The sequence below is a fragment of the Verticiella alkaliphila genome, from assembly GCF_018904615.1.
In the GTDB taxonomy this organism is placed as follows: domain Bacteria; phylum Pseudomonadota; class Gammaproteobacteria; order Burkholderiales; family Burkholderiaceae_B; genus Verticiella; species Verticiella alkaliphila.
The window spans coordinates 1-12,834 of sequence record NZ_JADCNH010000060.1; the positions used below are offsets into that span (position 1 = coordinate 1).

The following is a 12,834-nucleotide window of genomic DNA, read 5'->3' on the forward strand; positions in this document are numbered from 1 at the left end:
TACCGGCTCCGGCGTCACCACGATCTACGTGCCGGGCGATGCGGCGGCCCTGGCGGCCGGCGCGGACGCCGTGGCCGCCGCCATCCAAGCCGAGGCTGCCGCGCGCGGTCTGCCGATCCAGATCGTGCGCAATGGCTCACGCGGGCTGCTCTGGCTGGAGCCCTTGGTGGAGGTGGTCACGCCATCGGGGCGTGTGGCCTACGGTCCGGTCACGGTCGAGGCGGTGCCGTCCCTCTTCGAGGCGGGCTGGCTGATGGGCGGCACGCATGCCCTGGCGCACGGCCCGACCGAATCCATCCCCTACCTCTCGCGGCAGCAGCGCCTGGTGTTCGCGCGCGTGGGCAGGATCGATCCGCGCTCGGCGCAGGCCTATGTGGATGCTGGCGGGCTCGCGGGCCTGAGGCGTGCCGTCAGCATCACGCCCGAGGCCATCGTGGCGGACGTGACGGCATCGGGCCTGCGCGGCCGGGGCGGTGCCGCCTTTCCGGCCGGCATCAAATGGCAGACGGTGCTCAAGGCCGAGGGCGTGAAGAAGATCATCGTGTGCAACGCCGACGAAGGCGATTCGGGCACCTTCTCGGATCGGCTCCTGATGGAGGGCGACCCGTTCGCGCTCATCGAAGGCATGGCCATCGCCGGGCTGGCGGTCGGCGCCACGCAAGGCTATGTCTATGTGCGCAGCGAGTATCCGCACGCTGTGATCGCGCTCGAGGCCGCGATCGCGGCCGCACAGGCGGAAGGCTGGGTCGGCGCGGATGTGCTGGGCAGTGGTCGGGCCTTTCACCTGGAAGTGCGGGTGGGGGCGGGCGCCTACATCTGCGGCGAGGAGACCTCGCTCCTGGAGAGCCTGGAAGGCAAGCGCGGCCAGGTGCGCGCCAAGCCACCGCTGCCGGCGCTGCGCGGCGCATTTGGCCTGCCCACGGTCGTCAATAACGTCATCACCCTCGCGAGCGTGCCGGACATCCTCGCCCGAGGGGCCGATGCCTACCGTGATCTTGGCGTGGGTCGTTCGCGTGGCACATTGCCATTCCAGCTGGCGGGCAATCTGCGTCACGGCGGGCTGGTGGAGGTGCCCTTCGGCATCACGCTGCGCGAGCTGCTGTACGACTTCGGGGGCGGCAGCGCGAGCGGGCGGCCGTTGCGTGCCGTACAGGTGGGCGGGCCGCTGGGCGCGTATCTGCCCGAAACCCAGTGGGATGTGCCGCTCGATTACGAAGCCTATGCCGGCATCTCCGCGATGGTGGGCCATGGCGGCATCGTGGCCTTCGACGACACGGTGGATCTGGCGGGGATGGCCCGCCACGCCATGGCCTTCTGTGCGGTGGAATCCTGTGGCAAGTGCACGCCGTGCCGCATCGGTTCCACGCGCGGCGTGGAGGTGATCGACCGCATCGCTGCGGGCGGCCCAGGGCACGGGGCGCAGGTGCAGTTGCTGCGCGATCTGTGCGACACCATGATGGCGGGCTCGCTGTGCGCGCTGGGCGGCATGACGCCGTACCCCGTGCTCTCGGCGCTCACGCACTTCCCGGAAGATTTCGGCATCGGCCGACGCGAGGCCGCCTGACGGCGCTGCCCTACGACAAGGAGACTCGTCATGCTCGAAACCGTCATTGCCCGACCCCGCGACCTCGGCACGCCCGCGCGCACGCATACCGAGACGGTGACGCTCACCATCGACGGCACAGCGGTCACCGTGCCGGTGGGCACGTCCGTCATGCGCGCCGCTGCCGAGGCCGGCATCAACATCCCCAAGCTGTGCGCGACGGACAGCCTGGAAGCCTTCGGCTCCTGTCGTCTGTGCCTGATCGAAGTCGAGGGCCGGCGTGGCTATCCCGCCTCGTGCACGACGCCCGCGGAAGCCGGCATGGTCGTGCGTACCGAAACCCCGACCCTGCATCGGCTGCGCCGCAACGTGATGGAGCTCTACATCTCCGATCACCCGCTGGATTGCCTCACCTGTCCGGCCAACGGCGACTGCGAGTTGCAGGACATGGCGGGGCAGGTCGGCCTGCGCGCCGTGCGCTACGGGCTGGACGGGGCGAACCACCTGGCCGAGGCCAAGGACGAGAGCAATCCGTATTTCACCTACGACCCGTCCAAGTGCATCGTGTGCAGCCGCTGCGTGCGGGCGTGTGAGGAGACGCAGGGCACGTTCGCCCTGACGATCACAGGGCGCGGGTTCGAATCCCGTGTCACGGCCGGGCAGTCCGACAGCTTCCTCGCGAGCGATTGCGTGTCGTGTGGCGCCTGTGTGCAGGCGTGCCCGACAGCGACGCTGCAGGAGAAGAACGTCATCGAGATGGGCCAGCCCGAGCACGCCGTCATCACCACGTGCGCCTACTGTGGCGTGGGCTGCGGCTTCCGGGCCGAGATGAAGGGCCAGGAAGTGATCCGCATGGTGCCGTGGAAGGATGGCAAGGCCAACCGTGGGCACGCCTGCGTGAAGGGGCGCTTCGCGTGGGGGTATGCCACGCACCAGGAGCGCGTGACCAAGCCGATGATCCGCGAGCGCATCACGGATCCGTGGCGCGAGGTATCGTGGCAGGAGGCGCTGGACTTCGCCGCGTCCTCCTTCAAGCGAATCCAGGCCGATCACGGCCGTGATGCGGTCGGCGGCATCACGTCCTCGCGCTGCACGAACGAAGAGACCTGGCTCGTGCAGAAGCTCGTGCGCGCGGCCTTTGGTACGAACAATGTGGACACCTGTGCGCGGGTATGCCATTCGCCCACGGGCTACGGCCTCAAGCAGACATTGGGCGAATCGGCCGGCACGCAGACCTTCGACTCCGTGATGCACACGGACGTGGTGATCCTGATCGGCGCCAATCCGAGCAGCGGCCACCCCGTGTTCGCCTCGCGCCTGAAGCGCCGGCTGCGCGAAGGCGCGCACCTCATCGTGATCGATCCGCGCCGCACGGAGTTGGTGAGCTCGCCCCACATCCGCGCGGATTATCACCTGCCTGCGCGGCCCGGTACGAACGTGGCCGTGCTGAATGCGCTGGCCCACGTCATCGTCACCGAAGGTCTGGTGGACGAAGCCTTCGTGGCTGCGCGTTGCGAAGACAAGGCGTTCGGGCAATGGCGGGATTTCGTGGCGTTGCCCGAGAACGCGCCCGAGGCGACGGCGGCCGTGACGGGCGTGCCGGCCGAGGCGCTGCGTGGGGCAGCGCGCCTCTTTGCCACCGGCGGCAACGGCGCCATCTACTACGGCCTGGGCGTGACCGAGCACAGCCAGGGCTCCACGGCGGTGATGGCGATCGCCAACCTTGCCATGGCCACCGGCAATGTCGGTCGCGAGGGCGTGGGCGTCAACCCGCTGCGCGGGCAGAACAACGTGCAGGGCTCGTGCGACATGGGCTCGTTCCCGCACGAGTTGCCCGGCTATCGGCACATTTCGGATTCGGTGACGCGCGCTCAGTTCGAGGCCGATTGGGGCGTGACGATCCAGCCTGAGCCCGGACTGCGCATCCCCAACATGTTCGAGGCCGCGCTGGCGGGCAGCTTCAAGGGCTTGTACTGCCAGGGCGAGGACATCGTGCAGTCCGACCCCAACACCCAGCACGTGGCCGCGGCGTTGTCGGCCATGGATTGCATCGTGGTGCAGGACCTCTTCCTGAACGAGACTGCGAAGTACGCGCACGTGTTCCTGCCGGGTAGCTCCTTTCTGGAAAAGGATGGCACATTCACCAATGCCGAGCGGCGCATCTCGCGCGTGCGCAAGGTGATGGAGCCGCGCAATGGCATGGCGGACTGGGAGGTGACCGTTGCCCTGTCCAATGCCCTGGGCTATCCGATGCACTACAGCCACCCGCGCGAGATCATGGCCGAGATCGCGCGGCTCACGCCCACGTTCGCTGGCGTCACCTATGAGAAGCTGGATCGGCTGGGCAGCGTGCAGTGGCCCTGCAACGACGCTGCCCCCGATGGCACACCCATCATGCATGTGGACGGCTTCGTCCGTGGCAAAGGCCGCTTTCTCATCACGCGCTACGTGCCCACCGAGGAGCGCAGCACGCGGCGCTTTCCGCTCTTGCTCACGACGGGCCGCATCCTCTCGCAATACAACGTGGGCGCGCAGACGCGCCGCACGCCCAATGTGCTCTGGCATAGCGAGGACGTGCTCGAAGTGCATCCGCAGGATGCCGAGGATCGGGGCATCGTCGCGGGCGACTGGGTGGGCGTGCAGAGCCGGGCAGGGCAGACGGTGCTGCGTGCCGTGGTGACGGATCGGGTGCAACCTGGCGTGGTCTACACCACCTTCCACTTCCCGGAATCGGGAGCCAACGTCGTCACCACGGACAATTCCGACTGGGCTACCAATTGCCCGGAGTACAAGGTGACGGCGGTGCAGCTGACGCGGGTGACCCAGCCCTCCGATTGGCAGCGTCGCTGGACGGCATTCACCGAGACGCAGCAGCAACTCATGCCCGCTGCGCAACCGGCCGTCGAGCCGGCGCTGACGGCCAAGTAGGAGAGCGATCATGGATGCCGCGAATCTGGTGCGCATGGCCAATGGCATCGGCGAGTTTTTCTCGGCGATGCCCGATCGTGAGGAAGGCCTGGATGGTATCGCCGATCATGTGCGCCGCTTTTGGGAGCCGCGCATGCGGCGGGCCTTGCTGACCTTCCTGGAGGCGCACCCGGATGGCTGTGCGGGCGATGTGTGCCTGTCGCCCATGGTGCGTGAGGCCATCTTGCGGCGGCGCGAGGCGTTGATGCCGGCGGCGTAGGCGTGATCTATTAGGCAATATTTTGCCTAATAGATGCAAGTTACCCCGTGGTAAATTTGGGCAAGCCCGAGTGATTGTGTCGGGTTTATAGGTTCCGCAGAACATATAAAGCCCATCATGTCCGAACAGAAGATCGCTTTCTACCGTCACCCCGCCGGTGGCTGGGGCGCGTTGAAGAGCGTCGCCAAGCAACTCATCAGCCACGACATCCCGCTGAAGGGTGCTCGAACCTTGCTCTCCGCGAACCAGCCGGATGGCTTCGACTGCCCCGGTTGCGCCTGGCCGGATCGCGAGCACGCCTCGACGTTCGAATTCTGCGAGAACGGCGTGAAGGCCGTGGCCGCCGAGGCCACCTCGCGCCGTGCAGGGCCGGCCCTCTTCGCCCAGTACACCGTGCGCGAACTGCTGGAACAATCGGACTACTTCCTGGAAGACCAGGGCCGGCTGACCGAGCCCATGGCGTATGACGCTGCGAGCGACCGCTATGTGCCGATCGGCTGGGACGACGCCTTTGCGCGCATTGCCAGCCACTTGCAGGCACTGGATTCGCCGGACGAGGCGGTGTTCTATACCTCGGGGCGCACCAGCAACGAAGCGGCCTTTCTGTACCAGCTCTTCGTACGGGCCTTCGGCACGAACAACTTCCCGGATTGCTCCAACATGTGCCACGAGCCTAGCGGCGTGGCCTTGAAGCAGAGCATCGGCGTGGGCAAGGGCACGGTCACGCTGGACGATTTCACGAAGGCCGACGCCATCTTCATCATCGGCCAGAACCCGGGCACCAACCACCCGCGCATGCTGGGCGAGCTGCGCGACGCCGCACGCCGCGGCGCGTCCATCGTGTCCTTCAACCCGTTGCGCGAGCGTGGCCTGGAAAAGTTCGCCAACCCGCAGAGCCCGCTGGAGATGTTGACGGGCGGCGGCACGCGAATCAGTTCGGATTACTTCCAGGTGCGCATCGGGGGCGATCTGGCCGCCATCAAGGGCATGATCCGCCACGTGCTGGAGACGGACGCGCAGGCGCGGGCCGAGGCGCGCGCGCCGGTGCTGGACGACGCCTTCATCGCAGAACACACCACCGGGTTTGCGGCCTTCGTGGCCGACGTCATGGCTGAGCCCTGGGAGACGCTGGTGGCCGAATCCGGCCTGTCCGAAGCGCAGATGCGCCGGGCCGGTCAGGTCTACCTGGAAGCCGACAGCGCCATCGTGTGCTGGGGCATGGGCGTGACCCAGCACAAACATTCAGTGGCCACGATCCAGATGATCGTCAATCTGCTGCTGTTGCGCGGCAATCTGGGGCGGCCCGGCGCCGGTGCCTGCCCGGTGCGTGGGCACAGCAACGTGCAGGGCGACCGCACGATGGGCATCTACGAGAAGCCGGCGCCCGCCTTCCTGGACCGGCTCGAGTCAGTCTTCGGCATCACGGCGCCGAGAGCCAACGGCTTTGACACCATCGGTGCCATCGAAGCCATGCGCGATGGTCGTGCCAGCGTCTTCTTCGGCATGGGTGGGAACTTCGCCATGGCGGCACCCGATACCGCGGCGACCTGGGCCGCGCTGCGCCAGTGTGCGCTCACCGTGCACGTGTCCACCAAGCTCAATCGCAGCCACCTGATCCACGGCCGCGAAGCCTTGATCCTGCCGTGCCTGGGCCGCACCGAGATCGACCAGCAGGCCACGGGCCCGCAGGGTGTGACGGTGGAGGATTCGATGAGCATGGTGCACCTGTCGGCCGGCATCAACCCGCCGGCCTCGCCGCACCTGCTGTCCGAGCCTGCCATCGTGGCCCGGCTCGCCGCTGCAACCCTGCCGGCGAGCCCCATTCCCTGGCTGTGGCTGATCGAGGACTACACGCGCATTCGTGAGTGCGTCGAGCAGGTGTTCGACGACTTCGCCGGCTTTACGCACAAGATCGATCACCCGGGCGGCTTTCGCTTGCGCAACACGGCGGGCGAGCGCGAGTGGGTGACGGCCTCGGGCAAGGCCGAGTTCCGCACGCATGCCGTGCCGCAGGACTTGCCCATCCACCGCGCGCGCCGCCGTCGCGATGGCCCCGTGTTCAATCTTGCCACCCTGCGTTCGCACGACCAGTACAACACCACGGTGTATGGCATGAACGATCGCTATCGCGGTGTGTACGGTCAGCGTCGGGTGGTGTTCGCCAATGCGGAGGACCTGGTCGAGGCCGGCCTGCGCGACGGCGGCTGGGTGGATCTGGTGAGTCTGGACGAGGCCGGCGTGGAGCGGCGCGCGGAAGGCTTCAAGCTGGTGAGCTACGCGATTCCGCGCGGCTGCCTGGCGAGCTACTACCCGGAGACGAACGGGCTCGTGCCCTTGTCCAGCTTTGCCGACGAGGCCCGCACGCCGACGTCCAAGTCGGTGCCCGTGCTCCTGGTGCCATGCCGCCAGAAGCGTGATCGCCAGGGCCAACCGGTGGCCGAGCCCGAGCATGCCGACGTCGCGTGAGATCGCAAACGCGCCGGCCGAGGTGGTCTTTCTGATCGCGCTGATCGCCGACGTCCCCACGCAGTGCGTGTCGCTGCCCTGGCTGGCCAAGCGACTCGACCTGCGGGCGAGCCAGGTCCTGCGTTTGCTGGCACCGCTGGGGCAGGCCGGGGCCGGTTGGCTGGACGTGGCGGTGCAGGACGATCAGTGGCAAATCGGTCTCACGCCTGCCGGACTGGCCCAGCTCGGTGCCCAACCTTCGACGGATTGACGCTTCATGACGCCTGGCCCCACCCATGTCGCACGCACGGTGCTGCCCATCCGGGACGGCGCGCCGCAGACCGAGCGCGAGGACATGCTGGCCGAGGAGGTTCCGGTCGCCCTGGAATACAACGGCATCAGCCACGCCACGGTGCTCGCCACGCCCGCCGATCTCGCGGACTTCGCGCGCGGCTTCTCGCTCACCGAAGGTATCGTGCGCAGCCCGGCCGACATCCGCGGCATCGAGGTGATCCCCCGGGCTGACGGCATCGTGGTGCAGCTCGAGATCGCTGCTGCCTGCGAGATGCAGTTGAAGGCCCGCCGCCGGGCGATGGCCGGGCGCACCGGCTGTGGCCTGTGCGGCGTGGAAACCCTGGACCAGGTGGTTCGCCCCGTGCCGCCTTTGGGGCCGCGCGGCGCAGTGTCGCTCGCGGCCATCCAGGCGGCCTTGGGGGACTTGCGGGCCGCCCAGCCCCTGCATCAGGTGACCGGGGCCACGCATGCCGCGGGCTGGGCCGATGCCCGTGGTTCGCTGCGCTGTGTGCGCGAAGACGTCGGCCGGCACAACGCGCTGGACAAACTCATCGGCGCAACGCTGAGTGAGCCGCGTGAGGGCGCGTTTGCCGTGGTGTCCAGCCGGGCGAGCTTCGAGATGGTGCAGAAGTGCGTGGCCGCCGGCATCGATACGCTGGTGGCCGTGTCTGCGCCCACGGCCCTGGCGGTGCGTCTGGCCGAGGAGGCCGGGCTGCTGCTGGTGGGATTCGCCCGGGGTGCCACGGCAAGCGTCTATGCGCATCGCGCGCGCCTGGACGCGTGACGGAGCTCAAAGGGCAAGCGGCCGGCGCGCCTGGCCGCGGCACTGTCTGAGCAACGACTAGCGCGCGTCCTTCGCGTGGCAGACGCCCGCGTGGCCCCGTGCGCTCAGCCGGGCGCGCCTGCTGCCGTCGCTTCGGTTCGGCTGCAGTTGGCCAGTGTCACGCCCGGCACGGCCTGGGGTCGGCGTCCTCCCGCTTCGATGGCCAGGGCCACGGCGTCGGCAAGGCGCGCCACGGCCTGCTGTTGCGCCTGAACGAGCGCAGGCACGCCCTCGCCGTCAGGCGCAAGTTCGACCACGCTGCGGCACAGCAGGGCCGCGCCGCGGTCCTGCCGGATGCGCCAGGTGGCATCCAGCACGGCCGGTCCTTGCGTCGGAAGCTCGAAGCGCTGCACGTCTGTCTGCACGCGCCACGTCGGCAGGCCGCTGGCCACGCCCACGCCGCCCACGTCCGGCACGCCGAGGCGGCGCGTCAGCGCGGCTGAGAAGGCGGCCTGCAGCTCGTCGGCCAGTGGCGCCGCCCAACGCTCACCGTAGAGCGGCGTCAGCGCGCCGCCGCCGGTGCGCAGCATGAGGTAGGGCTGATCCACCTGTGCCGGCAGGTTGATGGGCATCGTCTGCACGGCGAAGTCGCCCGTCGCGCTGGCCGCCGCGGGGCTGGGCGCGGCCAGCAGCGTATGGATGTTCGGCCGCGGTGGCGTGCCGCAGGCCGCCAGGACGAGCGGCAGGCAGACGAGAAGACAGCGAGTGGCGGCGGCCATGTCAGTTCCTTTCCATCAGGGTGGAGGTGGCCGGATCCTGGCCACGGCCACGGAGCAGCGATTGCGGGTTGGCCTGGAGGTAGTCGGCCAGCACGCGCAGGGAACGTGCCGCACGCGCGAGCTCCTGCATCGTGCGGTCCACGCCCAGGGGCAGCGAGCCGTCTTCGGCGACGAGCGCGCTCACGTCCGTGAGCGTGCGCGTGAGCTGACGCAGCGTGGCCTGGGCCTCGGGCGCTACCTGGGTGTCCAGTCGGCCGATGAGGCGCGTGGTGTTGGCCAGCGTGTTCTGCAGTTCCTTGGCGATCTGGTCCAGCGGCAGTTTCTCGAGCTTGGTGACGATGCTCACCACTTGCTGCTGGAGCTGATCGAGTTCGCCCGGCGTGGTCGGCACGGTGAGCGGATTGCCCGGCGGCAGCGTGGCGGGCTTGGCATCGGGGAAGAAGTCCAGCACCACATAGAGCTGGCCGGTGAGCAGGTTGCCGGTGCGCAGCTGTGCGCGCAGGCCGCGCTGCACCAGCGTGGCCAGGGCATCACGCTCGCTCTGCACACCCAGCGGGCTCGCGGCCAGGCGTTCGTAGACCTCGCCCAGGCGCAGCGGGAAGAGGTTGGCATCGACCAGGACGGCGAACTCCTGGGTCTTGGCGTCGTAGTCCATGGTGATGGCCGTGACTTCGCCCAGGCCCATGCCCTTGAACTCGATGGGCGCGCCCACGGCCAGGCCGCGCACCGATTGCGCAAAGCGCATGCGGATGGGCAGCGCCTCGCCATCGGGTTTGGCGGTGGCCGCCTGCTGATTGGCATGCAGCGTGAAGTGGGCGTCGGCGGCAGCGGGCGCCTGCGGTTCGGCGGCAGGCTCCATGCCGATGCCACCCAGGAGCAGCGAGACGACAGATTGCGTGCGCAGACGCAGGCCCTGTGCGCCGATGGCCACGTCCACGCCGCTCGCGTTCCAGAAGCGCGTGCCGCTCGTCACGTACTGGTCGTACGGCGCGTTCACGAAGATGTGCACGTTCACCCGCTGGCCGTCCTCGGCAAGGTCGTAGCCCACGACCTGACCGGCATTGATGCGGCGCAGGTAGATCGGCGAGCCGATCTCCAGCGAGCCGAGTTCTGCGGCATGCAGCGTGAAGCGCCGGCCCGGACGGTCTGCGGTGATCTCCGGCGGGCGTTCGAGCCCGACGAAGGCGTACTGGGTCGGCCGGTCGCGCGCAGGGGCGCCATCGGGCGTGTCCACGGCGATGTAGGCGCCGGAGATGAGCGTGCCCAGACCAGAGACGCCGCTCAGGGCGAGGCGCGGACGCACGACCCAGAAGCGGGTGCCTTCTCGCGCGATGTCAGCGGCGTTGCGACTGATGTCGGCCGTGACCTCCACGCCGCCCCAGTCCTGGCGCAGCCGGATGCCCGTGACGGTGCCGATCGACACGTCCTTGAAGCGGATCTCCGTGCGGCCCACCTGCAGACCGGTGGCGGCTTCGAATCCGATCGTGACGCTCGGCCCGGACTGGGTCCAGGTCCGGTAGACCAGGACCGCCCCCGCGATGGCGGCCACGATGGGCACGAGCCAGATGAGGGAGATCCGGCGCTTGCGTTGCACGATGCGCGGTGTGCCGCCCTCGGCAGGCAGGGTGTCGTCAGGCGACTCGGGTGGGCGGCTCATGCAAGGGGTTCCTGGACGGGGAGGGGCCGGGCGGCGCGGGGTGCAGCGCCGGAGGATGCCGAATTCGGGACGTCCCACGCGGCGCGCGGGTCGAAGCTCATGGCCGCGAGCATCGTCAGGACGACGACCAGGCCGAACGCGCCGGCTGCCGGTCCTGTACTGATCTGCATCAGGCCTGGAAAGTTCGCGAGTGCGCCGAGCAGCACCACGACATAGACGTCGAGCATCGACCATTGACCGATGAACTCGACGACGCGATAGAGGCGTGTGCGCTGGGGGCGGTTCGTCACCATGCCGCGCTGCACGCAGAGCAGGAGCACGACCAGGGCGAGGAGTTTGGTCATCGGCACGGCCACGCTCGCCACGAAGACGATCACGGCAAGATCCCAGGATCCGGCTTTCCAGAGATCGATGACCCCGCCGAGAATGGTGTGGTTGCTGCCGCCCAGAACGCCGCGAATCTCCATCACGGGCCAGACGTTGGCGGGAATGTAGAGCAGGGCTGCGGTGACGAGCAGCGCCCACGTGCGTGCGACGTGATCGGGTTTGCGCCAATGCACGACGGCGTCGCAGCGCGGACAATCCGTGTGGCCATGATCGGCCGTGGCCGGCACGGCATGGACGAGGCCGCAGACGTGGCACAGGGCCGTCCGCTCGCCCGCCCCGGCCGTGCGCGCACGCACGGGAGAGAGCCCGGCATCTTCGACCAGGCGCCACACCACGTGCGGCGACAGTCGCGAGAGCTGCGTGCCGAGCACCGAGAGGACGGCAAGCCCCACGAACCCGGCCTCCAGCTGCAGCCGCGCGAGACCGGCCAGCTTGACGAGCGACACGAGGACGCCAAGCAGCAACACCGGCACCATGCACCAGGGACGGACCAGACCGAGCAGGCGGGTGGCGAACCGGAATCCCGGCGCGAGCCGGCCGGCGGTCAAGGGCGCGAGCACCCAGAGCAGGAGGAGGATCTGCAATAGCGGCAGGCCCAGTGCCGTGAGCCCGGCCATGAGCGCCACGCCTTCGCGGCCCTGCTGCCAGGTCATGACGAGGGCCTCGAACAGCGTGGCCGAGCGAGTCTGCCCCTGCACCGCCAGGCTGGCGATCGGAAAGACATTGGCCACCATCAACACCAGCAGGCCGGCGAGCGCGAGGGCAAGCCAGGCGCCGGCATCCAGGCGCGACGCACGCCATAGATGGGTGTCGCAGCGGGCGCAGTTGGCCATCTCCCCCAGGCGCAGCGGGCGCCGGGAATAGACGGCCCCGCAGAGCTCGCAGCCGACGAGCGGGTGGCCGGCCGCGTGGGTGTGCCTGCCAGACATGGGCGCGGGTGGGGCGCTCGCGGCGCCCGGCGCGGCCGTCAGGCCTGACGGCGGAACGTCGCCAGCCATACGCCTGCGGCGATGAACAGACCACCGAAGATACGGTTCATCCAGCGGATGTGGTGCGGATTGCGCAGCAGCCGCAACACCTTGGCGGCCAGCGCCGTGTAGATGCCCATGGCGACCAGGTCGGTGAAGGCGAGCGTGGCCGCAATGGCCGCGTACTGGCCGGTGAGCGGATTGGCGGGATTGATGAACTGAGGCACGACGGCGAGCAGGAACACCGTGCCCTTGGGGTTGGTGATGTTCACCAGGAAGCCGCTCGTGACGAGGGCGCGCCGGCTGCCGTCATGCGGCGTGTCGTCGGCCTGCACGGGCGCGGCGTGCGAGCGCATCTGCCGCACGCCCAGATACACCAGATAGGCCACGCCCAGCCATTTCACGATCGCGAAACCGACCTCGGAGGCGGCGAGCAGGGCGCCCAGACCGGCGCCCACGATGATCACCTGGCAGACGATGCCGAGGATGAGCCCGGCAGTATTCCAGTAGCCACGGCGAAAGCCGTGGCGCAGGCCGGCCGACATGGCGGAGATGGCACCCGAGCCGGGCGAGAAGGAGATCGCCCAGGAGGCGACGAAGAAGGCAAGCCAGGTGCTGATCGACATGACGCGGTCCGAGGAATCCGGCGCGCGAGGTACGCGCGCCGATCGACCAGTTTACCTGTGTGTCGTGCGCTCGACGGTTACTTGCCGAGCAACACGCTGCTGCGACGGCCCGCGCCGTCGCGATGGCCGCTGCCGGCCGGGCGCGGACCCCGGCGCTGGCCGTTGCCAGCGCCGGCGTCGCGGCC

At 68.9% G+C, this 12,834-nt stretch carries 10 protein-coding genes; 6 read left to right on the plus strand and 4 right to left on the minus strand.

From position 1 onward, the window contains the following. Positions 1-28: 28 nt before the first annotated feature. From IMZ29_RS21200 to fdhD, 6 genes are all read left to right on the plus strand, one after another. Entirely contained in the window at positions 29-1,564 is a 1,536-nt protein-coding gene (locus IMZ29_RS21200) for a formate dehydrogenase beta subunit (protein ID WP_371820385.1), read from the plus strand. A gap of 30 nt (positions 1,565-1,594) precedes the next feature. Next, positions 1,595-4,471, plus strand: coding sequence for a formate dehydrogenase subunit alpha (gene fdhF, locus IMZ29_RS21205; RefSeq protein ID WP_216188080.1), 2,877 nt, complete (start codon positions 1,595-1,597; stop codon positions 4,469-4,471). A gap of 10 nt (positions 4,472-4,481) precedes the next feature. Beyond that, positions 4,482-4,730 carry a formate dehydrogenase subunit delta gene (locus IMZ29_RS21210; protein WP_216188082.1) on the plus strand — a complete coding sequence of 83 codons (249 nt, stop codon included), beginning with the start codon at positions 4,482-4,484 and terminating at the stop codon, positions 4,728-4,730. Positions 4,731-4,847: 117 nt separating this feature from the next. Continuing rightward, positions 4,848-7,196: an FdhF/YdeP family oxidoreductase gene (locus IMZ29_RS21215; protein WP_216188084.1), complete on the plus strand. Its 2,349-nt coding sequence runs from the start codon at positions 4,848-4,850 to the stop codon at positions 7,194-7,196. Then, complete coding sequence (locus IMZ29_RS21220) at positions 7,180-7,446, plus strand: MarR family transcriptional regulator (protein ID WP_216188086.1); 267 nt, start codon at positions 7,180-7,182, stop codon at positions 7,444-7,446. Before IMZ29_RS21215 ends, IMZ29_RS21220 begins: the two co-directional genes overlap by 17 nt. 6 nt (positions 7,447-7,452) lie before the next feature. Then, positions 7,453-8,253: a formate dehydrogenase accessory sulfurtransferase FdhD gene (gene fdhD, locus IMZ29_RS21225; protein WP_216188088.1), complete on the plus strand. Its 801-nt coding sequence runs from the start codon at positions 7,453-7,455 to the stop codon at positions 8,251-8,253. A 104-nt stretch (positions 8,254-8,357) separates the two neighbouring features. On the opposite strand, the gene IMZ29_RS21230 is transcribed toward fdhD, so the two are convergent. Genes IMZ29_RS21230 through IMZ29_RS21245 form a run of 4 tightly spaced genes read right to left on the minus strand, consistent with a single transcriptional unit; the run spans position 8,358 to position 12,649 of the window. Further along, positions 8,358-9,011: a PqiC family protein gene (locus IMZ29_RS21230; RefSeq protein ID WP_216188090.1), complete on the minus strand. Its 654-nt coding sequence runs from the start codon at positions 9,009-9,011 to the stop codon at positions 8,358-8,360. Between the two features lies 1 nt (position 9,012). Further along, on the minus strand, positions 9,013-10,668 hold the full coding sequence (locus tag IMZ29_RS21235; protein ID WP_216188092.1) for a PqiB family protein: 1,656 nt from the start codon (positions 10,666-10,668) through the stop codon (positions 9,013-9,015). Further along, the gene (locus IMZ29_RS21240; protein ID WP_253207355.1) at positions 10,665-11,984 is read right to left on the minus strand and encodes a paraquat-inducible protein A; all 1,320 of its coding nucleotides are present in this window, start codon (positions 11,982-11,984) and stop codon (positions 10,665-10,667) included. Before IMZ29_RS21240 ends, IMZ29_RS21235 begins: the two co-directional genes overlap by 4 nt. A 38-nt stretch (positions 11,985-12,022) precedes the next feature. Further along, positions 12,023-12,649: a LysE family transporter gene (locus IMZ29_RS21245; RefSeq protein WP_216188094.1), complete on the minus strand. Its 627-nt coding sequence runs from the start codon at positions 12,647-12,649 to the stop codon at positions 12,023-12,025. Between the last annotated feature and the right edge of the window lie 185 nt (positions 12,650-12,834).